20 protein-coding genes are annotated in these 26,228 nt (G+C 65.5%); 7 read left to right on the forward strand and 13 right to left on the reverse strand.

The window, feature by feature from the left end; all coding sequences use genetic code 11:
• Positions 1 to 3: 3 nt before the first annotated feature.
• The 5 genes from BGK68_RS20070 to pgi all read right to left on the reverse strand — a co-directional run bounded on the left by BGK68_RS20070 (position 4) and on the right by pgi (position 5,874).
• The gene (locus BGK68_RS20070) at positions 4 to 1,155 is read right to left on the reverse strand and encodes a hybrid sensor histidine kinase/response regulator (protein ID WP_075258536.1); all 1,152 of its coding nucleotides are present in this window, start codon (positions 1,153 to 1,155) and stop codon (positions 4 to 6) included.
• On the reverse strand, positions 1,152 to 1,616 hold the full coding sequence (locus BGK68_RS20075; protein WP_075258537.1) for a response regulator: 465 nt from the start codon (positions 1,614 to 1,616) through the stop codon (positions 1,152 to 1,154). The genes BGK68_RS20070 and BGK68_RS20075 overlap by 4 nt, the downstream gene beginning before the upstream one ends.
• Positions 1,617 to 1,654: 38 nt before the next feature.
• Complete coding sequence (locus BGK68_RS20080) at positions 1,655 to 3,262, reverse strand: sensor histidine kinase (protein WP_075258538.1); 1,608 nt, start codon at positions 3,260 to 3,262, stop codon at positions 1,655 to 1,657.
• A gap of 322 nt (positions 3,263 to 3,584) precedes the next feature.
• Entirely contained in the window at positions 3,585 to 4,127 is a 543-nt protein-coding gene (locus tag BGK68_RS20085; RefSeq protein WP_075258539.1) for a hypothetical protein, read from the reverse strand.
• Between the two features lie 43 nt (positions 4,128 to 4,170).
• Complete coding sequence (gene pgi, locus BGK68_RS20090; protein ID WP_075258540.1) at positions 4,171 to 5,874, reverse strand: glucose-6-phosphate isomerase; 1,704 nt, start codon at positions 5,872 to 5,874, stop codon at positions 4,171 to 4,173.
• Between the two features lie 546 nt (positions 5,875 to 6,420).
• Between pgi and BGK68_RS20095 the strand changes: the two genes are divergently transcribed.
• From BGK68_RS20095 to BGK68_RS20120, 6 genes are all read left to right on the forward strand, one after another.
• Positions 6,421 to 6,687, forward strand: coding sequence for a hypothetical protein (locus tag BGK68_RS20095; RefSeq protein WP_075258541.1), 267 nt, complete (start codon positions 6,421 to 6,423; stop codon positions 6,685 to 6,687).
• A 46-nt stretch (positions 6,688 to 6,733) separates the two neighbouring features.
• Positions 6,734 to 7,300: a hypothetical protein gene (locus BGK68_RS20100; RefSeq protein WP_075258542.1), complete on the forward strand. Its 567-nt coding sequence runs from the start codon at positions 6,734 to 6,736 to the stop codon at positions 7,298 to 7,300.
• Positions 7,301 to 7,346: 46 nt separating this feature from the next.
• Entirely contained in the window at positions 7,347 to 7,790 is a 444-nt protein-coding gene (locus tag BGK68_RS20105; RefSeq protein ID WP_143433123.1) for a hypothetical protein, read from the forward strand.
• A gap of 88 nt (positions 7,791 to 7,878) precedes the next feature.
• Complete coding sequence (locus tag BGK68_RS27880) at positions 7,879 to 8,091, forward strand: hypothetical protein (protein WP_075258544.1); 213 nt, start codon at positions 7,879 to 7,881, stop codon at positions 8,089 to 8,091.
• Positions 8,064 to 9,038, forward strand: a complete 975-nt coding sequence (locus tag BGK68_RS20115) for a transporter (protein ID WP_075258545.1) — start codon at positions 8,064 to 8,066, stop codon at positions 9,036 to 9,038. The genes BGK68_RS27880 and BGK68_RS20115 overlap by 28 nt, the downstream gene beginning before the upstream one ends.
• 80 nt (positions 9,039 to 9,118) lie before the next feature.
• The gene (locus BGK68_RS20120) at positions 9,119 to 9,658 is read left to right on the forward strand and encodes a C39 family peptidase (RefSeq protein WP_198937236.1); all 540 of its coding nucleotides are present in this window, start codon (positions 9,119 to 9,121) and stop codon (positions 9,656 to 9,658) included.
• Here BGK68_RS20120 and treY read toward each other — a convergent pair.
• The 7 genes from treY to BGK68_RS20155 all read right to left on the reverse strand — a co-directional run bounded on the left by treY (position 9,651) and on the right by BGK68_RS20155 (position 23,928).
• Positions 9,651 to 12,620: a malto-oligosyltrehalose synthase gene (gene treY, locus BGK68_RS20125; RefSeq protein WP_075258546.1), complete on the reverse strand. Its 2,970-nt coding sequence runs from the start codon at positions 12,618 to 12,620 to the stop codon at positions 9,651 to 9,653. The genes BGK68_RS20120 and treY overlap by 8 nt on opposite strands.
• Complete coding sequence (gene malQ, locus BGK68_RS20130; protein ID WP_143433125.1) at positions 12,620 to 14,884, reverse strand: 4-alpha-glucanotransferase; 2,265 nt, start codon at positions 14,882 to 14,884, stop codon at positions 12,620 to 12,622. Before malQ ends, treY begins: the two co-directional genes overlap by 1 nt.
• Positions 14,881 to 16,728: a malto-oligosyltrehalose trehalohydrolase gene (treZ, locus tag BGK68_RS20135; RefSeq protein ID WP_075258547.1), complete on the reverse strand. Its 1,848-nt coding sequence runs from the start codon at positions 16,726 to 16,728 to the stop codon at positions 14,881 to 14,883. Before treZ ends, malQ begins: the two co-directional genes overlap by 4 nt.
• Positions 16,725 to 18,986, reverse strand: a complete 2,262-nt coding sequence (gene glgX / locus BGK68_RS20140; RefSeq protein WP_075258548.1) for a glycogen debranching protein GlgX — start codon at positions 18,984 to 18,986, stop codon at positions 16,725 to 16,727. Before glgX ends, treZ begins: the two co-directional genes overlap by 4 nt.
• A 1-nt stretch (position 18,987) precedes the next feature.
• Positions 18,988 to 21,402, reverse strand: coding sequence for a 1,4-alpha-glucan branching protein GlgB (gene glgB, locus BGK68_RS20145; RefSeq protein WP_075258549.1), 2,415 nt, complete (start codon positions 21,400 to 21,402; stop codon positions 18,988 to 18,990).
• Between the two features lie 158 nt (positions 21,403 to 21,560).
• On the reverse strand, positions 21,561 to 23,150 hold the full coding sequence (gene glgA, locus BGK68_RS20150) for a glycogen synthase GlgA (protein ID WP_075258550.1): 1,590 nt from the start codon (positions 23,148 to 23,150) through the stop codon (positions 21,561 to 21,563).
• A 550-nt stretch (positions 23,151 to 23,700) separates the two neighbouring features.
• On the reverse strand, positions 23,701 to 23,928 hold the full coding sequence (locus BGK68_RS20155; protein WP_075258551.1) for a dodecin: 228 nt from the start codon (positions 23,926 to 23,928) through the stop codon (positions 23,701 to 23,703).
• Positions 23,929 to 24,332: 404 nt separating this feature from the next.
• On the opposite strand from BGK68_RS20155, the gene BGK68_RS20160 reads away from it, so the two are divergent.
• Complete coding sequence (locus BGK68_RS20160) at positions 24,333 to 24,515, forward strand: hypothetical protein (protein ID WP_075258552.1); 183 nt, start codon at positions 24,333 to 24,335, stop codon at positions 24,513 to 24,515.
• Positions 24,516 to 24,627: 112 nt separating this feature from the next.
• On the opposite strand, the gene norR is transcribed toward BGK68_RS20160, so the two are convergent.
• The gene (gene norR / locus BGK68_RS20165; protein ID WP_075258553.1) at positions 24,628 to 26,208 is read right to left on the reverse strand and encodes a nitric oxide reductase transcriptional regulator NorR; all 1,581 of its coding nucleotides are present in this window, start codon (positions 26,206 to 26,208) and stop codon (positions 24,628 to 24,630) included.
• Positions 26,209 to 26,228 lie beyond the last annotated feature (20 nt).

Genomic DNA, 26,228 nt, shown 5'->3' on the forward strand with positions numbered 1-26,228 from the left:
CCTTCAGGCCGGCGGCGTTTCGCTGATGCTGGCGCCGGACCCGGTGCCGGACCCGGCGGCGGCCAATGGCAGGGTCACGGTAAAGGCCGCTCCCATGCCGGGACCAGCGCTGGCGGCGCGGATCTGACCGCCATGCAGCTCCACCAGGTGGCGCGCAATGGCCAGGCCCAGCCCCAGCCCACTGGCGGTGCTGCCGGTGCTGCCAGTGCTGACATCTTCCTGGGTGAAGCGATCGAACACGCTGCCCAGGAATTCACCCTTGATGCCGCGTCCGTTGTCGCTGACCTCCAGCTCCACCGTGTCATCGTGCTGGCGCAGCGACAGGCTCACGCGCCCCTGGCGGGGCGTGAACTTGATGGCGTTCATCAGCAGGTTCCACACCACCTGCTGCAGGCGCGCCGAGTCCCCCAGGATCACCCCGCCCTTGCCCAGCACAGGATGCAACTCGATCTGTCGCGCCTCGGCCGCCGGACGCGCCGCGGCAATGGCCTGCTCAGCCACGCTGGCCAGGTCCATCGGCCGCGTTTCCAGGCGCAGCTTGCCGGCCAGCATGCGGCTCATGTCCAGCAGGTCTTCCACCATCTGCGCCTGCAGGCGGGCATTGCGTTCGATGACCTGCAGCCCCTTGACCAGCCGGTCGGCATCGGAGTGATCATTGAGCAGGTACTGGGTCCAGCCGACAATGGCGTTGAGCGGCGTACGCAGTTCATGGGAGAGCGTAGCGACGAATTCATCCTTGAGCCGCGCCACACTGTCGGCTTGCCTGCGTGCAGCGCGCTGCGCTTCCAGCACCCGCGCCACCGCCTCGGGCAAATGGTCCAGGTAGTCGCTGGTCTTGGGCAAGACATCGGCCACCCCGGCGCGCAGGGCTTCGATGATGCGCAATTCGTCCGACACGCCCGAGACCATGATGGCCGGCGTCTCCAGTCCCGCTGCACGCAGGCTGCGGAAGAAGTCCAGCCCGGTATCGGGACTCTGGAGGTTGTAATCGACGATGAGCACATCCGGCTGCTCCGCATCCACGGCCAGGCGCGCCGCCTGGGCATCGGCGACTGCCGTGACGCGGTAGCTGCGCCGGGTCAGTACGCGTGAGGCCAGCGCCAGCAGGCCTTCGTCATCTTCGAGGATCAGGATGTGGGCAGCCCTTTCGCTCATGGCTGCTCAGGCCCCTTCTGGGCGGCTGCCAGCGCTGGCAGCTTGACCACCTGAAGGAAGAAGCCGAGCCGACGGATGGCCTCGATGAAATCCTCATATTCCACCGGTTTGGTGATGTAGACATTGCAACCGTATTCATAGCAGCGCCCGATCTCGCGCGGGTCATCGGTGGTAGTGAGCATGATCACCGGAATGGCCGAGAGGGTCGGATCGGCCTTCAGGCGGCGCAGCACTTCCACACCGTTCACGCGCGGCATGTTCACGTCCAGCAGCACCACCAGCTGTTGCAGCTCGGTGCGAGAGCGCTGCGGGTCGAACAGGTAATCCAGCGCCTCCTGGCCATCGCGCAGGCGCACGAAGCCGTTGACCAGGCCGGCGCGGCGCAGGTTCTTCTCTACCAGGACGGCATGACCGTCGTCGTCTTCCACCAGGATGATATTGACGCTCTGTTCTGTGGCCATGCGATTCTCCTCGTTGGCTATGGATCTTGGGATGCGGGTCAGACCGGCGCCGGCGGACGGGCCGGCAAGGCGACGTAGAAGCTGCTGCCCTGGCCCTCGGTGGACTCCACCCAGATGCGGCCGCCATGCCGCTCCACCACGCGCTTGACCAGCGCCAGACCGATCCCCTCGCCCGGCGCGGCATTGCCGTGCAGGCGCTGGAAGGCGATGAACATCTTGTGCATGTAGGCCGGCGGGATGCCCAGGCCATTGTCGCGCACCACATAGACATTGGTCTCGGGGCCGGTGGCCGCGCCGCCTTCTTCGCGCAGATGGTCGATGGTGATGCGGCCCGGGCGCGCCGGGTCCAGATAGTTCACGGCATTGCCCACCAGGTTGCCCAGCACCTGCTCGATGGCGGTCGGGTCGCCAAAGGCCGGCGGCAGCTCGGGGGCCACCTCCACCACCGCGCCCTTGTCGCGGATGCTGCCGCTCATGGCCGCGACGATGCGCTGGGCGATCACGTTCATGTCCAGCATCACCGGCTGGTATTCCACGCGACCCGCGCGCGAGAGCCGCAGCATGGAGTCGATGATGCCTGCCGAGCGGGTGACGGCGTTCTGGATGAAGCGCAGCGCCGGCTGGATGTCGTCAGCCACTACGCTGCGCAGCTTGGCCTTGTCGGCCTCCGGCACCGGCAGCGCCTGTACCGCGCTGAGCAAATCCGTGGTGGCGTGGCCGATCTCCTTGCTGAAACCTTGCAGGTTCACCAGCGGCGAGCGCAGGTCGTGCGAGACGCTGTAGATGAACATCTCGTTATCCTGGGTCTGCTGCAACAGGTCGGCATTGACGTCGGTGAGCTCGCGGGCGCGCCGCTCCAACTGACTGCGATACTGCTCCGACTGCTGCGAGGCTTCCTGCAGACGTTCGCTGCTGCGATGCAAGGCGTCGTCGAGCAGGGAGATCTCGTCATGCCCCTTCACCCGCGCCGCCAGCGGCAGGCCATCGGCCAGGCGACGCGCATTGACGATGAGCACCGAGATGCGGCCACTGATGCTGCGCGTGAAGGCCACCGAGGCCAGCGCCGCCGTCAGGATGGAACCGATGACGGCCGCAATGAGCCAGGCCGTCTGGGTCTGCCGGGCCGATTGCAGCGCCTGGTTGCGCAGGCTGCCCAGATGGCGCTCCTCGTTGAGGAAGCCGTCCAGGCGATTGAGGAAGTCCGAGAGCCGGTGCGGCCCCTGCTCGTCACGCAATTGCCGCACCAGTTCATCGCGCTGGCCACGTTGCATGCGCTCGCGGGCGCTGTCGGCCCAGACGCGGAATTGATCGACCAGCTGCCGCAAGGCCTGCACGCTGCGACTCTGTTCGGGGTTGTCGGACACCAGCCGGGCCAGATCGCCCAGCTTGATTTCCAGGTCGGTCCAGAGCTCTGGCCGGCTGATCGGGGTGGGATCATCGATGATGATGGCGTTGCGAATGCGCGCCGACTCCAGCAACAGCGGTTCGCGCACGTCGGCCGCCTTGTTGATCACCTCGGCCGAATGCGCCGCCCAGCGCTCGGCGTCGGCGGCATCGGCCTGCGACTTGAAGAGCGCGGCCAGCAACACGATTTCAAACAGGCCAGGAATGGCCACGATCAGCAAGCCCTTGGTCAGCAATCTCATCTGCGTACGCCCGCTTCATGATGGTCGTTACGACGCCCAGCCCTGCTCACGCAGCGCCCCCTTGGATATTGTTCTCTACTGCCTGGTGCGAACCGCGCCACTAGCCTGCGGTGAGGCTGTTGCCTTCTTGCCCACGGTGAGGCTAGCCCGCGTAATGATCCGGTAAGTGATTATTACGTACGATTATAAACTCACAAACAGTCCACGCAATCATCCGCCAACATGCTCCGACATGTTCCGATACGCAATTGTCAGGGCGTAAACGCAACAAGGCCCGGTAGCACAGGCTCCGGGCCAGTTCATCAGCTCTCCTGCGGTTGGCTTAACTCACGGGCGGCTGTATCCAAGTCGGCGCGGCCAGCGGATCGAAGTCGTCCCAGTCACCAGCACGTATCTGGCCCTGGGCGCGCTCGATGTCTTCCGGATGCAGACTGCGCAGACAATCCACCGCCCTTTGCTCGGCCTGCTGGTCGCTCACCTGCACGGCCACCAGCATCCCGGCAGCGCGGCGCGGCACGCTATGCTCATCGGTTGCCCCCAGGCTGCCCACCAGACCGCCGACGTGGCCGCCGACCAGTCCGCCGAGTGCCGGACCCAGCGGCCCGGTCACTGGAGCAGCAGCCAAGCCGGCTGCGGCCCCTGCGGTCGCGCCAGCAGCCACGCCCGCAGCAGCGCCCCGACCGGTATCTTCAGCGCCAGGCGACTTGTCGCGGTCGCCGCCCACGGCGAAGCGGTCATGCTGGCCGGCCGGATTGACGAAGAAGCTGCTGATGCCCTCACGCGGATAGCCCGCCTCCACCAGCGCCTCTACGGCGCGACTGGCGTCTTCCTGGAGGTCGAAGCGGGCGGCGATGATGGTGCTCATGGGTGACTCCTGGTTGGGACGCCTGGATCCAGGCGCGCGGGGCTCAGGCAGGCTGGTGCTGCGACGGCGCTGCCGTGCTGCAAGCCCGGTAGCGCCGGATCAGCGCATTGGTGGAACTGTCGTGATGCAGCGGCTGCTGGTGGTCCATCAATTCACGCGCGGTGCGCTTGGCCAGTTGCTTGCCCAGCTCCACGCCCCACTGATCGAAGGAATCGATGTTCCAGACCACACCCTGGGTGAAGACGCTGTGCTCGTACAGCGCCACCAGCGTGCCCAGGCTGTAGGGCGTGAGCTGTTGCAGCAGCATGCTGTTGCTGGGACGATTGCCCTCGAAGACGCGATGCGGCACCAGCGCCTCGGGCGTGCCCTCCTGGCGCACCTGATCGGCATCCTTGCCGAAGGCCAGCGCCTCGGATTGCGCGAACATGTTGGCCATGAGCAGTTCATGCTGCTGGCCTAGCGCCTGCTGCGGCTGGCATAGACCGATGAAGTCGCACGGCACCAGTTGCGTCCCTTGGTGCAGCATCTGGTAGAACGAATGCTGGCCGTTGATGCCGTTGTCGCCCCAGTAGACCGGCGAGGTCTGGTAGTCCACCGGCTCGCCATTGACGGTGATGTGCTTGCCGTTGCTTTCCATGGTGAGTTGCTGCAGATAGGCCGGCAGGCGCTTGAGGTGCTGGCTGTAGGGCAGCACCGCCTGGCTGGCCGCGCCGAAGAAGTTGGTGTACCAGACCGTGAGCATGCCGAGGATGACCGGCAGGTTGCTCTCCAGCGGCGCGCTGCGGAAATGCTCATCCATGGCGTGGAAGCCATCCAGCATCGCGCGGAAATGTTCCGGCCCGATGGCGACCATGGTGGAGAGGCCGATAGCGCTGGTCATCGAATAGCGCCCACCGACCCAGTCCCAGAAACCGAACATGTTGTCCGCATCGATGCCGAAGCGCTGCGCCTCCTCGATATTGGTGGTCACGCCCACGAAGTGGCGCGCCACCGCTTCTTCGGCTTCCAGTTGCTGCACCAGCCAGGCACGTGCGGCGGTGGCGTTGGTGATGGTTTCCAGGGTGGTGAAGGTCTTGGAGCAGACGATGAAGAGGGTCTGCTCGGCGGGCAGACCACGGACCGTATCGAGCATGGCGGCGCCATCCACGTCGGAGACGAAATGCAGCGTCAGGTCGTCGTGGCTGTAGGGGCGCAGGGCCTCATAGGCCATCATCGGCCCCAGATCGGAGCCGCCGATGCCGATGTTGACCACATGACGGATGGGCAGGCCGGTATGCCCCAGCCACTGGCCGCTGCGCACCTGGCGGGCAAAGCCCTCCATGCGGCGCAGCACCTGCTGGACCTCGGCCACCACGTCCTGGTCATCGACCACCAGACGTTCGCTGGCCGGCTTGCGCAAAGCGGTGTGCAGCACCGAGCGATTCTCGGTCAGGTTGATGCGATCGCCCCGGAACATGGCCTCGATGCGATCAGGCAGGCCGCACTGGCGGGCCAGTTGCATCAGCAGGGCCATGGTCTCGGAGGTGACCAGGTTCTTGGAATAGTCGAGATAGATGCCCACGGCCTCGGCGGTGAGCGACTCGCCGCGCTTGTCATCGGCGGCGAACAGGCGCGAAAGCTGGAAATGGCGGGCACGGTCACGGTAGTGTTCCTGCAGGGACCGCCATGCACTCTTTCCGGTCAGCGACTCGCGCTGGGCATAGACAAACAGAGGCAATTGCAGATCGGCGGCGGGCAACGTGGTCATGAAGGCAGCTCCTTGTGCTGGTGGCCGGGGACGCAGGCAAGATCAGGAAACGGATGCGGCAGCGACATGCGCCGGCCATTCCTGATGAATTCCTGATGCGCTGCATCAGCGCTTCCTGCGCAGCGCAAGGCAGTGGAATGTCTGCTTGCACAGGCGGCCATCCGGGGTCGAAAGACATGCGCGGCGCGGCCAGCAGTCTTGCCGGGCGGCACGCAGGACTGCAGGGATGTTAGCGGCGCAAGCGCGCCGGCCGGGATAGGACGGCGGCCCATTTCCCTGTAGGAAAAACGGCAATTGCTGCACCGCAATGTCGGCCTTTCCCGACAGGTATCCTTCGCCCTGCGGCGCATTCTGCATCGTAGGGGGCGGGTGGTCCGAAGCGCTATGCGGTGTGATTGCAACACCCGCACCCGGCTCTTCTTTGCTGCGCCGCATTCATGTTTTGCTGGATGGATCAAAAGGGGTGGATGTCAGCAAATTGACGCCCAACGGCCTCGATGACGGGCTAGTCTCGGTGAAACGCCTACATCGAGAAGGGAGACTGTCATGAGCATCAGACCATTGCCCGTCGCGTCGGCGCTGCAGACGCCGCCAAGGCCCACGCCCAGAGGCGTGACCGTGGACCGTTTCATGACCCGCACGCAGGCGCTGCCCTCCTCCCAGGTCCGGATATCCGCCGCCGCACAGGCGGCAGCGGCGCGCACGAGCAGCGAGAGCGGAGCGAGCCGGCCCAGCAGCCATGGCGGCTTCACCGTCCATCGCTTCCTCAGCATCGCCGAGCTGACCTGGAAGCGTATGCGGCAAGGCGGATGAAGCTGGAGCCTCTACACCTGTGCAAGCCTGACCAAGGAGATCCCCGATGAAAGTACAGCCCAGCGGCATCTCAGTGGGCGCGGTAGCCAATGCCCTTTCCGCCGGACCTTCATCGCCGGCCAGCGCGTACGCACCACCGCAGTTCTCACGGGCGGAGTCCGACACCGTAGTGCTGTCACCCGAAGCGACCGCAGCCTGGGCCAACGAGCGCAATGGCGCCAACGTGGACCCGGACATCAAGGCCGCGGCGCTTCCACCGTGGTATGCCGACTATTATCCGACTCACTTTCCCCTTGAACTCGGCCTGACGGTCATGCAGATAGACGCGCTCAATGCGCGCTTCAACTCTCTGTCGCCCAGCGAAGAATCACTCTACTACCCGGGCATTAGGAAGCACTTCAGCGCCATGCTGGACGCCAATGGCCTGACTGACTCTCCGGAAATCTACGAACGGCTGATCTCGAATAAGCAGAGCAGCGATAAATACCAGCTCGATTTTGAAAGACGGCTCATGGCTGACAAGCCACTGATGGCACTGCTGACCAAAATGGGTTTCCGTTTTCACACCCAAGCCGAGCATGTCGAAGGAGAAAATTATGGGATCAAAAGCTAGCGCTCTCTGCACGATGTCTGTCTGCCTGCTGGCATCAGGTATTTGCATGGGAAACAACCCTATCCTCGAAGCCTTGGTGCAGCAAGGGGCCACACCTGTCGTGATCCCTGACGAGCAACTGGCGGCGATCAAGGGCACCGCAATGCGGAAAATCGTCAACATGCCAGCGCCGAGTGTCACGATGGGCATTCGCGAGCATCTCGTTACGTACAAGCGATTCGGCCGCTATGAGGATTATTCCTCTTATCGCTACGTTGGATTTTCCTATTCGCCCCAAGCATCTCACCCGGTGAAATACCAAGGCGAGTGGATCAATACCTTTGGCGACATCTGGCTCGCTGACAAATACAGCTCTGCGTATCAATGGAAACGCGTCAATGCTAGTCCCATCGAGTATCACCTCCAAGCGGTGGATCAGAACAACAGGCTCTTGCCTTTCGGCCTGCGCGAAGCCATCTGGAACCGCCCGATCAGCAGGTTCTCCTGGTAACGCTGAGCGGCCTATGCCACCCGGATACACCACCCCAACCGTCATACCCTACCCCCCCCTTTTCGCGTTAGTGATCTGTTGCGCGCTCATGCCGTCGGCCGCGCTGGCAGACACGCTTTACACCAAGGCAGGTGACATCATCTCCGGCAAGTTGCTCACCTTCCAGGATGGCTTATGCCTGTTCAAGACCCGCTATGGCGCCCCGATCACACTGCAAGGAAAAGAACTGGCGGCATTGGTCACCGAAGATTCCTATCGCATGGGCGAAACCGCATGCAAACCATCAGCTTTGGCACGATAGACATCCACGCCGATGCTATCCAGGCCATGACGCGGATCTTCGAAAGCGGCATCAAGGATGAGGTCAACGCCCCTCAGGCTCGCAGCCCCAGCTTCGGCGAGGACAGTATCTCCAAAGCCCCTATTGATTTTCTGACCGGTTCGACTGTCTTGCTGGCCCCGGGCAAGATGGAGCTCGAATTCGGGCTGCAATACAAGCATGCGCGCAGCAGTCACTCGCTGATGAACGTCGGCTACTTCCAGATGTCGGCGCAAGAAGCCCGGCAACTAGAACTGGCCACCACCGTGCGCGCCGGGCTGTGGGGTGATGTCGAGGCTTGGTTCACCCTGCCGTTCACCCATACCGGCATCGAGCAGATCTCCAGCAGCCAATACGTGCGCAACGCCAGCCAGTGGGCGCCGGGCGACGTCAGTGCCGGTCTCCAATACCAGTGGCTGGAAGAAAATGCCGAGCGTCCGGCCCTGTCGCTCTCTCTGACGCTTTCGGCTCCGACCGGAAAGAAGCACTACTACGCTCCCGACGATACCTGGCTTGATCCGCTCTCCAATGGCACCGGCCACTGGAGTCTTGCTCCCGGCATTGCGTTCGTGCGCAGCAGTGATCCGGGCATGCTGTTCGGTGGGGTCAACTATCGTTTCTCGCGTGAACGCACCATCGACGGCTATCGAATTCATCCGGGCGATGGCCTGTCAGCTTATCTGGGTGTGGGCTTTGCCCTCAACGAACGGCTCTCGCTGGGTTCGCGCCTGTCCCTTGCTCATTATCGCAATATGCAAGTGGACGGCCAGGCCGTCGCGGGATCGGGCAAGGACCCGCTAGACCTGTCGCTATCCGTGTCCTATCGGCTCTTCGAGCGATGGACGCTCTCGCCGCAGGTGACTTTCGGTCTCAATGAAGAGGCGGGGCCGGCCTATCTAAGCCTACGCATGAACCGGCGTTTCCAATGAGAGCCGCGGCCTGGGCAATGCTGTTTCTGGCTTGGCCCGTGCAGGCAGCCGGACCGCCTGGCTTGACAGGAATGCGGGCAATGCAAATGCAGGACATCGAACGGCAGACCCTCGATTATTCGTGCGGGGCGGCGGCCCTGGCGATCCTGTTGCGCGGATATTTTGACCAAGCCATTGACGAAGAGGACGTGCTCGCCGACATCATCGCCCGCCTGTCACGCGAAGAGCTGGCCGAACGCATCAAGGAAGGATTTTCCTTATTGGATCTGAAACGTGTAGCACAGCGGCTGGGCTACACCGCCGAAGGGCTACGTCTGACAGTCGCAGAAGCCAGGCTGCTGCAAGGTCCAGTCATCCTCTTGCTGCAGCGGGAAGATCTCAGGCATTTCGTCGTGCTCAAGGGAATCACCCAAGGTCGGGCGCTGCTGGCCGATTCCGCGCGAGGACAGGTTCGCATGCCATTGTATGAGCTCGAACAACAATGGCAGGGAGAAGCACTCATCGTTGGACGCGCGCAATTCGGGCTTCCCTCGACCCATCGGCTGGCGCTGCCCGCTGACGACGCTCTCGCGTCGGAACGTGAGAGCGTGCGCGCATTACGCAACATTCCGCTCAACTGATCCGCAACTCCAGCAACTCCACCGGCAAGCTGCCCAATATCTCGCTCACGGTCATGCTGCCGCCTCGCTCGCCGTCCGGCATGGCGCATTCTTCCAGCGGCCCGGCGCCGCTGGTCAGGACGCTGCGCCATTGCCGCAGCCCCTCTCCCTGCGCATGCGAGAGCTGCGCCGGCAGCACGATGCGGGTGTCGCCCCAGACTTCGGCGGAGACCAGCGGCAGCGCTTCGTCACGCGCGCCGTCAAAGGCCAGCAGATGCGCGGCCAGGCGGGTACAGACCACCACGGTGGCCTGCCAGCCCTGCCCTTGCGCACCGTCCGAGGCCGGCAACAGCCGCGCAAAGGCGATCACGTGTCGCGCCAGCTTGCCGTGCGTGGACAGGGGGATGTATTGGCCCTGCGCATAGAGCTGCGCATGCGCGCGCCGGTGCTGCAAGACCGCATGGATCAGTTGCTGCTTGGCGCCGCCGCTCTGCCACTGGCGCAGTGACACCGGGCGGCTCATGGCGTCGGCCAGGCGGCGCTGGCGCAAGTCGAAATCCACCGGACGACGGTTATCGGGATCGACCATGCTCAGGTCCCACAGCTCGCTGCCCTGGTAGAAGTCGGGCACGCCCGGCATGGTCAGCTTGAGCATGGTCTGGGAGAGGCTGTTGATGGCGCCCAGCGGGGCCAGGCGGCGCACGAATTCTTCCAGCCCGGTGAGGAAGGGATGATGGCGCGCATCCAGGCCAGGATCGCACAGCAATGCCCGGGTGAAGCGCTCGCAGGCGGCTTCGTAGGACTCTTGCGGGGCGATCCAGTCGCTGCGGCGCTTGGCTTCGCGCAAGGCCTTGCGCTGCCAGGCGATCACGCGCGCCGCCAGGTCGTCCAGTGCGCTGAGGTCATCGTCGCCGGCGCGCATGCCGTCGGGCCACACACCCACCAGGCTCTGGTAGAGCATGTACTCATCGGCGGCGTCGATGCCGCCTTCGGCACCTGCGGTGGCGGCCACAATGGGCGCGTTCAGCGTGCGCCAGTGACGCACTACCGTGGCCCATTCCTCGGGGATTTCCGAGAGCGCAGCCAGGCGCATACGAGCATCTTCGCCACGCTTGTGGTCATGGGTGCCGGTGGCCAGCAGACTGGCCGGCGTCTGGGCTGCGCGGCGCGCCGCCAGCTGGTGGAAATGGGCGATCGATAGCGCCAGTTGCGCTGGCTCCGCGCCGACCTCGTTGCGCGAGAGCAGGCGTCCATAGCGGTAGAAGGCGGTGTCTTCCATCGACTTGGCCGTCAGCGGCGGGGTCAGTTGCTGGAAGCGCGCGATGGCGCGCAGTTGCAGGGCGCGACGCGGCTCCTGGCCGGCGGGCAGCAGGAGATCGCCGCCCAGCCAGCCTTCCACCACATGCAGGGTGGGATGATCTGCGGGATGCAGCCTGGCGGCGGCGACCTGGGCGGTGCGCGCCAGCAGTTCGCGTTCCAGCGCGGGCATGCCCTCTTCGGTGGCATAGGTGCGGTACACCGGAAAGTGCACCAGCAGCTCAGCCACGCAGCGCCGCACGGACATCAGCGAGAGGTCGCGGGTGGTGACGGCGCTGCGGGCGAGCTGGTGCAGGCAGTGCGTCAGGGCGTTGAATTCGGCGGCAAAATTGCGTGTCAGGAAGCTGCGCCGCGCCTGCTGCACCATGGCCGGGAAATGACACAGCTCGGCCGGACCATGCACTTGCATGCAGTCCTGGCTGGCGCTGAAGCCGGAGCCAAGCTCGGCCACGATATCGCGCCACAGGTCGTCCAGTACCGGTTCGCCATCGCCGTCGTGCAACACGGCGGCGCACTGTTCCATGAATTCGTAGCCGGTGCTGCCGTCGAGCTGCCAGGCGGCAGGCAGTGCTTCGTCACCGGCCAGGATCTTCTCGGCCACGATATAGGGTTCATGGCCGGGGCGCAGGCTGCGCAAGCGCTGTCGCAGGCGCAGGCAGTAAGCCGCCGGATCGGTGAGACCGTCGATATGATCCAGGCGCAGGCCGTCGATGAGGCCCTCGGCATAGAGGCGGAAGAGTTCGGCGTGCATGGCTTCGAAGACGTCTTCCCGTTCTACCCGCATGCCCACCAGTTCACTGACTTCGAAGAAACGCCGCCAGTTGATTTCATCGGCGGCATTGCGCCAGCAGGCCAGCCGGTAGTGCTGGCGCTCCAGCAACTGATGCAAGGCGCTGCGGCCATGCGGCTGGGCGGCGCTGAAGCCGGCCAGCGCCGCATCGATATCGGCCAGGGCCTCTGGATCCCGCGCCAGGTCACGCAAGAGCCCGTAGGCGGCGCTGCAGGTCTGCGGCATCGTTTTGCGGAAGGCGGCGATCACCTCGGCCAGTCGCTCGCTGCCGGCGGTCTCCAGCACCAGGGCGTGATCCGGCGCGGCCAGGGGGAAGCGGTGTTCGTAGTGCTCCACATACAGTTCACCAGAATCGGCGTCCAGGCACAGCACCAGTTCACCCGCCTCCAGCGCCTCGGCATAGGGCTGGCCCAGGAAAGGCAGCAAGACCTTGCCCTTCAAGGCGTCATCGGCGCTGTCCCAGTCGATGTCGAACCAGAGCGCGTGCGGGCTCTCCCGGCCCCAGCGCAGCACGTCCTGCCACCAGGGATTGTGACGGCCCACCGCCATGTGATTGGGCACGATATCGACCAGCAGCCCCATGCCAGCCGCACGCAGGCGCTGCACCAGCTGGCGCAGGCCGGGCTCGCCGCCCAGTTCGGGATTGATACGGCTGGCGTCGGCCACGTCGTAGCCGTGCGTGGAGCCTGGCCGGGCGGTCAGGATGGGCGAGACATACAGATGGCTCACCCCCAGGCGCTGGTAGTAGTCCACTACCTCGGCGGCCTGCGCGAAATTGAAATCTCGATGCAACTGCAAGCGCGCCGTGGCGCGGATCAGCGGCGCGGCACTGGAGACAGGGGGAGCGGCTTGCTCGGGGTCGGGCTGGTGAGGCATCAGGTTTCCTTGGGGGTGTAGCCGCGCACGCGGCGCAGCCGCTCCAGCCGCGCCCGGGCGGCATAGGAGGCAAACAGTTGCGGGGTATCGTCGGGCAGGCGGCGACGCCAGTTGGGATGGGGGTCCGTCAGGCCCGGCAGGTTGGGCTGCTGCACCAGGCCCAGGATGTCTTCCACCGGCACCACCGCCAGCGGCGCGGGCGTGGCGGCGACGAATTCCAGGGCGGCATCGACGGCGATGGCGCATTCTTCGGGTACAGGCGGCAAGGCCTGCTGGGCCAGGTCTTCCGCCTCTGCAGCGGTGATCTGCGGGACCGGGCCACTGGCCCATCCCTGCTCCACCAAGGCCTGCCAGAGCTGATCACGCTCCTTGGCGCGCTGGCCTTCGGCGGCGGCGCGTCCTTCTTCGAGCTGGCCCAGGCGATGCCGCCAGGCGATGTCGGCGCCGGTCCACCAGCCTGCCACGGTGGGAAGGTCATGCGTGGTGGTCACGCCGATGGCCTGGGCGGACCAGTCCGCAGGCGGCAGGAAGCCCTCTTTGTCGCGCTGGAACCAGAGCACACGGATGCCGGCCACGCCGGACTCCGCCAGATCCCGGTCAAAGCCTGGCGGCACGGTCCCCAGGTCTTCGCCGATGACCACGGCGCGGTGCCGCCAGGACTCCAGCGCGATCAGACGCAACATGTCCTGCTGCGGATAGGCCACGTAAGCGCCTGCCTGCGCGCCCAGCCCTTGCGGCACCAGCCATAGGCGGTTCAGGCCCAGCACGTGATCGATGCGCACGCCACCACCCTGGGCCATGCAGGCCCGCAGCATCGCCAGATAGGCCTGGTAGCCGGTGCGCCGCAGCGCCAGCGGCGAAAACGCGCCCAGTCCCCAGTTCTGGCCCAGCGGCGCCAGCCGGTCAGGCGGTGCGCCCACGGTCAGCCCGGCGGCGATCTCGCCCTGGTGGCTCCATGCCTGGCTGCCGCCATTGTCCGCGCCCACGGCTAGGTCGGCGATGAGGCCGATGGGCATGCCGCTCTCGCGCGCGCATTGCTGGGCATGCGCCAGCTGGCGCGTGGCCTGCCATTGCAGGAACAGGTGGAATTCGATCTCGCCGGCATGGTCGGCGGCGAAGTTGTTCATCTCCGGGGTATCGGGATGCTGGGCCGCCGCGCCCCACTGCCGCCAGTCGCAATAGCCGGGCGCGCCCTGCTGCCCGAGCCAGTTGCTGTAGGCCTCGTAGAGCGCATGCGCGCGCAAGGCCGCGCCGCCTTGGGACTGGAAGGCGGCAAAGGCGGCGGTCTGGGTGGGGTCGGCACCGTGCTCGGTGCGAAACAGCGCATGCAGGCGGCGCAACAGCGCCAGGCGGTGCGCCCCGGCGCGCGCCCAGTCCACCAACGGCGCGCCCTGCAAGCGTTCGTGCGCGGCGATCATCTCGGAGCCGCCTTCGGCCAGCACTTGCGCCTGGGCCGCTTCGCCCAGGATGGCGGCGGGGTCGATCAGCAAGGGATTGAGAAACAGGCGGCTGGAAGGAGAATACGGGCTGCTGCGGCCCGGATCGGCGGTGAACATGGCATGCACCGGCGACATGGCCAGCGCGGCGGCGCCATATTGGCTGGCCAGTGGGGCCAGCGCGGCGAGTGCGCCGAAGTGGCCGATACCGCCATCGCCATAGACCTTGCGAGCCGGCCTGAGGCTGTCGCTGCGCAGGCCATAGACCTGCGCGGCCAGCGCCCAGCCGCGAGCATCCGCTTGCTCGCCCAGCGCATCGGCAATGGTGTAGCAGCGCGCCGGTGCGATGGCCAGGGTGAGGATGTGGCCGGCCACCAGCAGGCGGTGATAGCCCGGTACCGCGATGGGCGGCAAGGTCGGCGGTGCGTTCAGGTCGGAAGAGATCAGCAGCATCAGCCTGGCGCCGTTCTCCAGCTCCAGCCGGCAGGATTGCCCGTGCAGATGCGAATGCATGGGCAAGGACACCGGCTGGTGCTGCACTCCAGTCAGCAGCGGCGGCAGGTAGCCCACTGCCTGTTCCTGCTCCAGCTGCGCCAGGCTGTCGCGGCAATCGCCCGGCGTCGCGCACGGCAGGCCCAGGGCCGCCAGGATGGCGCGCAAGGCGTCCTCGCCAACGACTTGCGGCTGGTCGTAAGCGTCGGTCCAGTGGATGGCAATGCCGGCATGGCGAGCCAGGCGGGTCAGGTCGTCCTCGCCTGCCGGAGCATTGGCGCCATTGGAGGACCTGGGCGCCTTGACCGGGTCGGCTTGCAGGGCGGCGCTGCTCATGCTGCCCTCCCCGCGCCGGCAGGTTCGCGCAAGGCCAGGATGGCGTGACCGGGGAAGCGACCTTCAGCCAGTGCCTCGAGCGCGCCGCCGCTGTCGAAGAGGACGTCGGCCCCGGCGCTCTGGGCCAGTTGGTCCAGCGATTCTTCCAGGGCCTGCTCGGCCAGGTTGACGGTGATGTTGAGTACGCTGCCGTTGGACAGCCGCCAGCGCGCATGCACGGCCTTGGGGCCGATGGCGCGGGCTTCCAGCGCCCGTGCACCGCGCAGGTAGGGGGCGATGTGCAGCTTGCGGATGTGCAGCAGCTCGGCCACGCGGCGCAGGCAGGCCGCCGAGCCCGGCGCGGGGCCGGGTTCGGGGATGGATGAGACAAAGGTGGCGAAGCTGTTGGGATCGGGAATCTGCTCCAGCAGCGCCGGGTCGGCGAACTGCGGGAAGCGGGCGAACTCGCGTCGCCGCCCTTCCCTCACCGCCTTGACCAGCGCCTCGTCACGATGGCTGGTGAAGTACAGGAAGGGTTGCACGGCGCAGAATTCCTCGCCCATGAACAGCATCGGCACCTGTGGCGCCAAGAGGATCAGCGCCTGCGCCGCATGCAGGGCCAGCGGATGGGCCAGCACGGTGAGGCGCTCGCCGAAGGCGCGGTTGCCGATCTGGTCGTGGTTCTGCAGGAAGTTGACAAAGGCCGTGGGCGGCAAGTCGGCGCTGGGCTCGCCGCGCGGCTCCCCCAAATACGGCGAGACCTCGCCCTGGTAGACGAAACCCTGCTGCAGGCAGCGCGCCAGCTTGGCCGCAGGCTCCTCGGCGTAGGCGGCGTAGTAGCCGCTGTCTTCGCCGGTCAGCAGCACATGCAGGACGTGGTGGGCATCGTCGTTCCACTGGGCGTCATAGACATGGCTGCTGCGGCCGTCCTCGGGGGGATGGCCGTGGCCCAGCAGATGGGCGGCGTTGCCGTCATGTTCCAGCACCAGGTGGACGTGGCGCTGCCCGCCGATTTCGGTGCGGATGCGCTGGCCCAGCCTTTCCAGCCAGGCCGGCTCGCAGATGGCGTGCACGGCGTCCAGGCGCAGGCCGTCGAAGCGATATTCCTGCAACCAGTACAGCGCATTCTGGGTGAAGAAGTCATCCACTTCCGGGCGGCGGAAATCGATGGTCGCGCCCCATAGCGTCTGCATGTCCTCACGGAAGAATTGCGGGGCGTAGCTATGGAGGTAATTGCCATCCGGCCCGAAGTGGTTATAGACCACATCGAGGAAGACCATCATGCCCAGCCCATGGGCCGTATCGATCAGGGACTTCAATTGCTCGGGCGTACCGTAGCTGGCGTCGGGGGCAAAGGGCAGCACACCGTCATAGCCCCAGTTGTGGGACCCCGGGAATTCGGCCACCGGCATCAACTCGATAGCCGTGATGCCCAGTTCGGACAGCTCGGCCAGGCGTTGCCGGATCCCCGCGAAACCGCCCAGCGCGCCGGGATGGAGCTCGTAGAGCACCGTCTCTTCCCAGGGCCGCCCGCGCCACTGCGGGTATTGCCAGACGTAGGCCTGCGCATCGACCACCAGGCTGGGGTCGAAGACATCGCCGGCCTGCCCGCGCGAGGCGGGGTCGGGGGCGATGAGCTCGCCCTGGCTGATGGTATCGAACACATAGCGATACGCCGTGCCAGGATCGCCGGCGGTCTCCAGCACGAACCAGCCTTGCGGCTCGGCTTCCATGGGCAGGCGGCCACGTCCGGTGATGTCGACGGCGACGCTGTGCGCGCCAGGCGCCCAGACGCGGAACCGTACACGGCCAGGTTCGGTCACCTGCGCGCCAAAGGGCAGGTTCCAGGAAAAGCGGGCGCTCATGGGCGTTCTCCCCATTCGTTACGGGCAATCCATTCGTTGGCCGCCAGCGGATAGATGGCCGAGGCCAGGTGCAAGGGCCGGTTGGCAAAGACCTGCAGGCTGTGCGCGGGCACCGGCACGGTGGCGCTGCCGGGCAGGATCAGACGCACGTCCTCGCCGGTCGGGATGCCGGTGTCCTGGGCGGTATCGAGCAGCAGGTGGTAGTCCCCCTCGGTGCGGGGGAAATGGAAGTCGATGGCTTCGTGGCCGGCATTGACGAAGATCATCAGCACATCGGGCGTAGCCTCGGCCGCTTCGGCGGGGCTCTCGCTCTGGCTAGCGTCGTGCAGGCGCGAACTGAGCTGCTTGTGCGATTCCTGGGGATTGCCAGCCAGTTGCAGCGTGATGGCGCGGGCCACCGGGTTGTTCCAGTCTTCGCTGGAGACCGGGCGCGCCGCTTCGTCGAACCAGGCCACATCCGGCAGCCCGTCGGCCACCATCTGGCTGCCGTGCAGGAAGTAACTGGCGCGCAGCACCTCAAAGTCGCGCCGGATGGCCGTGACCCGGCCCACGAAGGCGCTCAGGGCCGCGCCTGCGGGCGAGCGAGCCTGATCCCAGTTGACCCAGGAAATCTCGTTGTCCTGGCAATAGGCATTGTTGTTGCCGCCCTGGCTGCGGTGGAATTCGTCCCCGGCCAGCAGCATCGGCGTGCCCTGCGCCAGCAGTGTCGAGGCCAGCATGGCGCGCTGCACGCAGGCCCGGGTGGCAAGGATGGCGGCGTCTTCGGTCGGCCCCTCCTCGCCCCAGTTATAGCTGGCATTGTCATTGTGGCCGTCGTTGTTGTTCTCGCCGTTGGCTTCGTTGTGCTTGCCGTTGTAGCTGACCAGGTCGCGCAGCGTAAAGCCATCGTGGGAGGCGATGAAGTTGACGCTGGCCCAGGGTTTGCGGCGATGATGCTCGAACAGTTCGGCCGAGCCCATCATGCGTTGGGCGAAGGCGCCGCGCATGGCTTCGTCACCCTTCCAGAACTTGCGCATGTCGTCGCGGAACTTGTCATTCCATTCGCCAAAGCGGGCCGGATGATTGCCCAGCTGATAGCCGCCGGGGCCGATGTCCCAGGGTTCGGAGATGAGTTTCAGGCGCGACAGCACTGGGTCTTGCAGCAGCGCATCGAAAAAGCCCGAGCCCGGATCGAAACCATGCGGCTCGCGCCCCAGCGTCGAGCCCAGGTCGAAGCGGAAGCCATCGATATGGAAGGATTGCGCCCAGTAGCGCAGCGAATCCATCACCATCTGCAGCACGCGCGGATGCGACAGGTTCAGGGTGTTGCCGCAGCCGGTGTCGTTGATGTGGTAACGCTCCTGGCCGGGCAGCAGGCGGAAGTAGCTGGCGTTGTCCAGGCCTCGGAAGGATAGCGTGGGGCCCAGCTCGCTGCCGCAGCTGGTGTGGTTGTAGACCACGTCCAGGATGACTTCGATACCGGCGCTGTGCAGGCGGCGTACGGCCATGCGCAGCTCGTTGGGGTCGCCCATGGAGAGATAGCCCGGTTCCGGGGCGAAATAGGACAGCGTGCTATAGCCCCAGTAGTTGTGCAGGCCGCGCTCGACCAGGAAGCTATCCTGCAGGAAGGCATGCACCGGCATGAGTTCCAGCGTGGTCACGCCCAGGCGCAGCAGGTGGTCGATGAAGCCCGGATCGGCCAGGGCGGCAAAGGTGCCGCGTTCGTGCGGCAGCAGGTCTTCGCGCAGGCGCGAGATGCCCTTGACGTGGGCCTCGTAGATCACAGTCTTGTTCCACGGCACCTGCGGCAGGCGGTCGTGCTCCCAGACGAAGGCGTCTTCGGTGACCATGGCCTTGGGCATGGCCGCGGCGCTGTCGCGGCGGTCGAAGGACAGGTCGGCACGGGGCGAATGCAGGCGGTATCCATACAAGGCGTCGGTCCAGCGTACCTGGCCCACCAGGCGCTTGGCATAGGGGTCGAGCAAGAGCTTGTTGGGGTTGAAGCGATGGCCCTTGTTGGGCTCATAGGGCCCGTGGGCGCGGAAGCCATAGACCAGCCCCGGCGCAGCGCCGGGCAGGTAGCCATGCCACACCTCGTCGGTACATTCCGGCAAGGCGATGCGCTTGAGCTCGCGCTTGCCGGAGGGATCGAACAGGCACAGATCCATGCGGGTGGCATGGGCGGAAAACACGGCGAAATTGACGCCCAGGCCATCGGAGCTGGCGCCCAGTGGATAGGGCAAGCCAGGCATCAGGCGATCGGGAAAGGCAACACTCATCTCAGGACTCTCTACGCAGGATCAGGGTGGACAGGGGCGGCAAGGTCAGCTCGATGGAGGCCGCATGGCCGTGCCAGGCCAGCTCCTGCACCTGGACTGCGCCCAGGTTGCCGTGGTTGCTGCCGCCATAGAGGCCGGCGTCGGTATTGAGGACTTCGCGCCAGACGCCGTGGTGTCCGGGCGCGATGGACGGCACGCCGATGCGGTAGTTGACGCGCGGCACCGGGGTGAGATTGACCACCACCAGCACCGGCGGTCCTTCATCGGCATAGCGGAAATAGGCCAGCACGCTGTTGACGCTGTCATCGCCCACGGCCCAGGAGAAGCCATCGGCGCGGCAATCGCGCTGGTGCAGCGCGGGTTCGCTGCAGTACAGGCGGTTCAGGTCGCCGACCAGTTGGCGCAACTGGCGGTGTTCGGCCGGATGGCCAGCGTGCTCGTCCAGCAGATGCCAGTAAGGCGACTTGTCGTGGTCGAACTCATCGGGCTGGCCGAACTCGCTACCCATGAACAGGAGCTTCTTGCCCGGATGGGTCCACATGAAACCGAAGTAGGCGCGCACATTGGCAAAGCGCCGCCATTGGTCGCCCGGCATCTTGTTGAGCAGCGCCCGCTTGCCGTGGACCACCTCATCGTGCGATATCGGCAAGATGAAGTTTTCGGAGAATCCATACAAGAGACCGAAAGTCATGTCGTGATGGTGATAACGGCGGAACAGCGGGTCATGCTGCATGTAGCGCAGGGTGTCGTTCATCCAGCCCATGTTCCACTTGTAGTTGAAGCCCAGGCCGTGATGATCGCCCTCCTCCTTGACCGGCGCCGTCACACCGGGCCAGGAAGTGGATTCCTCGGCAATCATGAGGGCGCCCGGGCAGCGCTGCGCCACCACGGTATTGAGTTCGCGCAGGAAGGCCACGGCCTCCAGGTTCTCGCGCCCGCCATGGATATTGGGGACCCACTCGCCTTCCTTGCGGCTGTAGTCGCGGTAGAGCATGGAGGCCACGGCATCCACGCGCAGCCCATCGACGTGGAAATGCTCCAGCCATTCCAGGGCGCTGGCGATCAGGAAGCCGCGCACTTCATTGCGGCCGAGATTGAAGATGAGCGTGTTCCAGTCCTGGTGGAAGCCTTCGCGCGGATCGGCATGCTCGTAGAGGGCGGTACCGTCGAACTGCGCCAGGCCGTGCTGGTCGCTGGGGAAATGCGCCGGTACCCAGTCCAGCAGCACGCCGATGCCCGCCTGGTGGCAGCGATCGACGAAGGCGGCAAAGCGCTCGGGCTTGCCGAAGCGCGCGCTGGGCGCAAACATGCTGATGGGCTGGTAGCCCCAGGAACCGCCGAAGGGATGCTCCATCACCGGCATCAGTTCGATATGGGTGAAGCCCATGCCGACCACATAGGGGATCAACTGGTCGGCCAGTTCATCCCAGGTCAGGTTGCGATGGTCCTGCTCGGGCACGCGCCGCCAGGAGGCGGGATGGACTTCGTAGATGGACATGGGAGCCGACAGCGACTGGCGCCGGGCGCGCTCGGCCATCCATTGCTGGTCTTGCCAGACGTAGGGACGGGCATCGGCCACCACCGACGCGGTGGCGGGCGGCGGCTCGGTGGCGCGCGCCACCGGATCGGCCTTCAGTGGCAGCAACACACCGTCGCGGCCACGAATCTCGTACTTGTAGACGTCGCCGGGACCGATGCGCGGAATGAACAATTCCCACACGCCCGGTTCATGGCGCAGGCGCATCACATGGCGACGGCCATCCCACTGGTTGAAGTCGCCCACCACCGAGACGCGCTCGGCATTGGGCGCCCAGACCGCAAAGCGGGTGCCGGGGACGCCGTCGATCTCCATCGGACGCGCGCCCAGGCAATCGGCCAACTGGCGGTGTCGCCCCTCCTGCAGCAGATGCAGGTCGAGCTCGCCCAGCAGCAGGCCGAAGGCATAAGGATCTTCGGTGGACTGCACACTGCGGCTGCCATCGGGGATGCGCCAGTCCACTTCCAGCACATAGGGGACCTCGTGGCGGCGCTGCTCGAGGCCGGGCACGAGAGCGCTGAAGAAACCGCTGGGCTGGCCATGGACCGGGTACTGCTGCAGTTCGGCCAGCAGCACGTCGCTGTGGCGGCAGCGCACGCGCACCGCTTCGGCGCCGGGATGGAAGCAGCGCACCGCAGCGCTATCGCCCTTGGCGCTGGCATAACGTGGGCCGAGCAGATCGAATGGCTGGGCCAGCCGGCCGGCCAGCAAGGCTTCCAGCATGCCCTGCTCTTCAAAGGAGAGGGACAGCGCGGTGGTTTCGAGGGGGTGGACGGAGTCCGCCGGCGAGGCAGACGAGGGGGGCGCAAAGCTGGCGTCGGAGGGAGCCTCCAGGGAATCCACGGAAGCCCTATACGCCATGACAGACATGCCGGACATGCACACTCCTGTTGTTGTTATCACTGTTGATCGAAGCATCGAGAATCACGCACCGGCGCACCGCGTGAGAATGCGCCGGCCAATAGCTGCCCTGCTGCGCCATCGGCGGCGCAGGAGGGGGCAATACGAAAAGCGCCCGTGGTGTCGGGCGCATGGGATCAGGCGGCGACGACGGCGGCAGGAACCCCCACCACGCTGGCCAGCGCTGCGGCAATGGCCGCTGCCGGGCGCACCATGCGTTCATGCTGCACGGCGGGACGTTCGAGCGGCTGCGGACGCGGAGCAAACAAGGGCCGCACGGCCATGTCGGCCACATGGGCATAGGCGTCGATATAGGCGCGTGTCGGACCGGCCCAGTCGCAGTCGATGCTCATGGCATTGCGTTGCATGGATTGCCAGCGCTCGTTGTCTGCATACAAGGCGAAGGCGCGCTCGACAGCAGCTTCCATGTCGCTTGCGCGGTCGCCGTCGAAGAGCACGCCGGTGGCGCGTTCGGCATCCAGATCAGCGTCGCAGACCGTATCGACCAGGCCGCCCACGCGCGAGCCGATGGGGATGGCGCCGTAACGCATCGCATACAGGGGCGTGAGGCCGAACGGCTCGAAGCGGGTCGGGTGCAGCAGCATGTCGCTGCCGGCGTGCAGCGCATGGGCGCGGCGTTCGTCGTAACCGATGTGTACGGCGATGCGGCCGGCATAGCGCTGCGCCAGCGCCTGCAAGGATTTTTCGTAGTCGTGGTCGCCGCAGCCCAGCACCACCATCTGCATGCGGGGATGGCGTTCCATGATGCCCGGCAGCGCCTCGATGACTACATCGGCCATCTTCTGGTGCGACAGGCGGCTGCCCATGCCCATGACGGGCGCGAAGGGATCGACCGGCAGGCCGAAGAGCTTTTGCAGGTCGCGCTTGCAGGCGGCCTTGCCCTTCATGTTGCCGACGCTGAAGTTGCGCGCGATCAGGGGATCATCGGCAGGATTCCACAGCTCGGCGTCGATGGCGTTGGGAATGGCGCGCAGGTCCAGCTTGCGGAAGGAAAGGATGCCGTCCATGCCGCAACCGAAACGCGGGGTCATGATCTCGTGGGCATAGTTGCGGCTCACGGTGGAGACGCAGTCGGAGAAGCGGATGCCGGCTTTCAGGAAGGACAGCTTGCCCCAGTATTCGACGCCGTCGCCGGTCAGCAGATGCTGGGGGATGCCGATCTGTTCGGCCGACTCCAGCGCAAAGTTGCCCTGGAAGGCCAGGTTGTGGATGGTCAGCATGGTGCCGATATGGTCCAGCCCGCGCAGCTTCAACAGGCAGGGAATCAGGCCGGCATGCCAGTCGTTGGCATGCACCACATGCGGCGCCGGCAGGCTGGTTTCGCCCGCGCAGATGGCCACGGCGGCGTGCGAGAGATCGGCGAAGCAGACGGCGTTGTCGCTGAATTCGACACCATCGGTATCGAGGTAGGGATTGGCGCCGCGCTGGCGGAAGCGCGCCGTGTCCAGCAGCAGGGCCGGCACATCGGTGCCGGGGATGATACCGCGCAACAGGCGACCGGCGCCGCCGGGCAGGCCGTGCTTCAGGGCGATCTGCTCGGTATGGCCGAGGTGGCGGACTGCTTCCGGATAAGCGGGCAGGAGGATGCTGGCGTCGATGCCAGCTTTGCGCAGCGATACCGCCAGCGCGGTGATCACGTCGGCCAGCCCACCGGTCTTGACGAGCGGCACGGCCTCCGAGCTGACTAACAGAACTCGAGCTTGCAAGATGGACCCCTAATTTGTGTGAAAGCACCTGAGATGGAAAGCACCCTTGGCTCGTCGCATCGACTTGCGTCTTCGCCAGCCGTCACGACTTGATCCGTGCGACCGGTGCGAAGACATGTCCTTCTTGTTCTGTTTGACTGGACGGTCTTGTCTTTTGAGCGCCGATGATTGACGTTATACGGATCAGAATGCGCAGCCACTATCGGACAGCGGCCTGAGATGGCGTAGGATGAATCCTACTGTTGCACTGCGGCGAAAGGCAGCGCGAGGACGGCCCTGCAAAAGCGGGCACGCGGGGTGGACCAACAACGGTAACAACGGAGAAGAAAGCCAGGATGATGGGGCCGGCGTGCTGCAGCGCATGACGCGCCACCCGGCCTCTGGCAGCCCTGCCCCCGCAGGCGCTGCAACTGAGCTCACTGTAGCCGCCTTCACGGAAACGGGCCAATTGAACCTTGCCAAGTGCTGAGCGCAGGCTTCATTGACCGCTGCTATCCCTCGGCAGTAGCGGGCGGCGTCAGGTGAGGCGTATGAAGGATCAGGCTTAGGATCACGCTTCGACCCGGAAGCCGATTTTCAGTCCGACCTGGAAATGGCCGATGCTGCCATTGTCCACATGTCCCCGGCACTGGGTCACTTCGAACCAGTCCACGTGCTTGACGGTCTTGACCACGTCAGCCAAGGCGTTGCGGATGGCCTCGTCGCTGCTGTTGGGTGAGCTGCCGACGACTTCGATGATCTTGTAGGTGTTGGAATTGTCGAGCTTGCGTTCATTCATGCTGGGCTCCTTGCTGTTGGATGGAAGGTGAACGAGAAAGGTGAAGGGATCAGACCTTCACCGCACTGAGGCTTGAGCCTATGAACATCCATCCATGCCGGGTATCGGTGCGCGCCCACACTGGAGGTAGGAAAAGCAGCGACGACGCGCCACCCTGCCCCGCTGCCTGCAACGCAGCATGCAGACCGGAAAGCTTGCTGCGTCGCAATGCCGCTGATCGCCGACGTCGCCGGCATTCCTACAGAAACATCAGCCAGGCGCTACCTGTTGCAGTGCAACCTGAACGATTACAATGATTGCAAATGGCGGGTCTGTCGAACTGCCCGCGTCGCCGGCTGCAACTCCTTCTGGGATGCAGTGCTTGCTGGCTACGTGCTCGGGATTTTCATCGCTTGGAGATCATCATGTCGCAACTCAACCAGGGCCAGCTCGCCCAGAACGACCAACTCAACCCGGCGCAAGCCGCAGCCGGCGTCACCGAAGACCTGCAACACGTCAACGACGACGCCGCTGCGGCCCGTCACCTCACCGCCATCCGCATTCGCGGCCAGCTGGCTGAGGTGGACGGCGAGCCGCAGCAAGGCTGACCAGAATCCGTTCAGCCTTGGCCAGGGTCGCGGCCTGTTCATGCAGGTCCTGATCCTGGCTCCTTTGCTCCTTCTACTCCTCCCCTTCCGTCTCCCTGCACCGTATCGGCCTTCACCGCAATCCTAGGCGCTTGGCCAGACGGTTCAGGTTGGCCCTGTCCACCCCCAGTTCGCGTGCGGTTGCGGCCAGATTGCCCCCATGGCGCTGCAGGGCCGCACTGACCAATTGGCGTTCATAGCGCTCCAACGCGTCGCGCAGGGAGCCGCCAGTATCTGGCGGGATCTGCTCGGCGAGCAGCCGAGGCTCGGCTGCAGCGGCCGGCGCCGGAGACGGCGCATGCAATTCCAGCGCTGCCGCATCCAGCGTCAGGATGGCGGGCCGGGTGCGGTGTGTTGCCAGCGAACGCAAGGCGCTACGTCCGATCAGGTGTTCCAGTTCGCGGATGTTGCCGGGCCAGGCATAGTCCAGCAAGGCGCGCTGCGCATCGGCGGACAAGCGCAGGCTGGACAGGCCCAGCCGCGCCCGGTTCTGTTCCAGAAAATAGCCCGCTAGCAGCAAGACGTCGCGTCCGCGCTCGCGCAGCGGCGGCACGCGGATGGGAAATACCGACAGGCGATGGTAGAAGTCGGCCCGGAAATGGCCGCGCTTGACCTCGTCGGCCAGGTCGCGGTTGGTGGCTGCGATGAGGCGCACATCGACCCTGTGCTCCCGGTCCGACCCGACCCGCTGCAACTGTCCGCTCTGCAGTACCCGCAGCAGCTTGGCCTGCACCGCCAGCGGCAACTCGCCGACTTCATCGAGAAACAGCGTGCCGCCATCGGCCATCTCGAACTTGCCACGGCGGTCGGCCACCGCACCGGAAAACGCCCCGCGGACATGACCGAACAGCTCGCTCTCGACCAAAGTATCGGGCAAGGCGGCGCAGTTCAGGCTGATCATGGGCTTGTGGGCGCGCGGCGAGGCCGCATGCAGGGCATGGGCCACCAGTTCCTTGCCGGTACCGGTCTCGCCGGCGACCAGCACGGTCATGTCGCTGGGGGCGGCCATGCCGATTTCCTGCATCAGTTGGCGATGCGCCGGACTTTGCCCGATCAGCTCGCGCTTGCCCTGGCTCTGTTCCAGACCCAGCCGGTAGGCCTCGGCGCGCTGCTGGGCCTGCTGCCCCGCCTGCGCCAGATCGCTGATGCGTTCGGCCACATTGACGGTGGCCGCCGCCAAGGCGGCAAAGGCTTGCAGCGAGTCCATGTCCACGCTGTCGAAGCGCCCCCGCCCCAGCGCGTCCAGCGTCATCAGGCCCCAGGCGCGCCCATTGACGGTCAGCGCGCATCCCATGCAGTCGTGCACCTCCAGCTCGCCCGAATGCTGGTCGTTGAGACCATCGACCAGCCCGTCGTAGGGATCGGGCAACGGTGAATCGGCGGCGAAGCGCGTCGGTGCGGCATTGCCCAGCAAGATGCCGAAGCGCGGGTGTTCGCTGATCCGAAAACGTCGTCCCAGCGTGTCGCTGGAGAGTCCATCAATGGCCAGTGGCACCAGCACTTCCCCCTCCAGCCGCAACAGCGCCGCCGCATCGCAAGGAAAGAGCATCCGCAGGGTCTGCAGCAGTCGCCGATAGCGCTCCCGGTCATCGATCTCGCGGGAGAGATCGGCTACCAGCGGCACCAGGGCGTCGAGCAATGTTCTTGAGGTCATACTGACTACCTTCAAACTGA

This window comes from Herbaspirillum camelliae, from assembly GCF_001929405.1.
In the GTDB taxonomy this organism is placed as follows: Bacteria; Pseudomonadota; Gammaproteobacteria; order Burkholderiales; family Burkholderiaceae_D; genus Herbaspirillum; species Herbaspirillum seropedicae.

Coding starts and splice junctions, on each gene's coding strand:
- BGK68_RS20070 (WP_075258536.1), bottom strand. CDS start 1,155: ATGAGCGAAAGGGCTGCCCACATCCTGATCCTCGAAGATGACGAAGGC.
- BGK68_RS20075 (WP_075258537.1), bottom strand. CDS start 1,616: ATGGCCACAGAACAGAGCGTCAATATCATCCTGGTGGAAGACGACGAC.
- BGK68_RS20080 (WP_075258538.1), bottom strand. CDS start 3,262: ATGAGATTGCTGACCAAGGGCTTGCTGATCGTGGCCATTCCTGGCCTG.
- BGK68_RS20085 (WP_075258539.1), bottom strand. CDS start 4,127: ATGAGCACCATCATCGCCGCCCGCTTCGACCTCCAGGAAGACGCCAGT.
- pgi (WP_075258540.1), bottom strand. CDS start 5,874: ATGACCACGTTGCCCGCCGCCGATCTGCAATTGCCTCTGTTTGTCTAT.
- BGK68_RS20095 (WP_075258541.1), top strand. CDS start 6,421: ATGAGCATCAGACCATTGCCCGTCGCGTCGGCGCTGCAGACGCCGCCA.
- BGK68_RS20100 (WP_075258542.1), top strand. CDS start 6,734: ATGAAAGTACAGCCCAGCGGCATCTCAGTGGGCGCGGTAGCCAATGCC.
- BGK68_RS20105 (WP_143433123.1), top strand. CDS start 7,347: ATGGGAAACAACCCTATCCTCGAAGCCTTGGTGCAGCAAGGGGCCACA.
- BGK68_RS27880 (WP_075258544.1), top strand. CDS start 7,879: ATGCCGTCGGCCGCGCTGGCAGACACGCTTTACACCAAGGCAGGTGAC.
- BGK68_RS20115 (WP_075258545.1), top strand. CDS start 8,064: ATGCAAACCATCAGCTTTGGCACGATAGACATCCACGCCGATGCTATC.
- BGK68_RS20120 (WP_198937236.1), top strand. CDS start 9,119: ATGCAAATGCAGGACATCGAACGGCAGACCCTCGATTATTCGTGCGGG.
- treY (WP_075258546.1), bottom strand. CDS start 12,620: ATGCCTCACCAGCCCGACCCCGAGCAAGCCGCTCCCCCTGTCTCCAGT.
- malQ (WP_143433125.1), bottom strand. CDS start 14,884: ATGAGCAGCGCCGCCCTGCAAGCCGACCCGGTCAAGGCGCCCAGGTCC.
- treZ (WP_075258547.1), bottom strand. CDS start 16,728: ATGAGCGCCCGCTTTTCCTGGAACCTGCCCTTTGGCGCGCAGGTGACC.
- glgX (WP_075258548.1), bottom strand. CDS start 18,986: ATGAGTGTTGCCTTTCCCGATCGCCTGATGCCTGGCTTGCCCTATCCA.
- glgB (WP_075258549.1), bottom strand. CDS start 21,402: ATGTCCGGCATGTCTGTCATGGCGTATAGGGCTTCCGTGGATTCCCTG.
- BGK68_RS20155 (WP_075258551.1), bottom strand. CDS start 23,928: ATGAATGAACGCAAGCTCGACAATTCCAACACCTACAAGATCATCGAA.
- BGK68_RS20160 (WP_075258552.1), top strand. CDS start 24,333: ATGTCGCAACTCAACCAGGGCCAGCTCGCCCAGAACGACCAACTCAAC.
- norR (WP_075258553.1), bottom strand. CDS start 26,208: ATGACCTCAAGAACATTGCTCGACGCCCTGGTGCCGCTGGTAGCCGAT.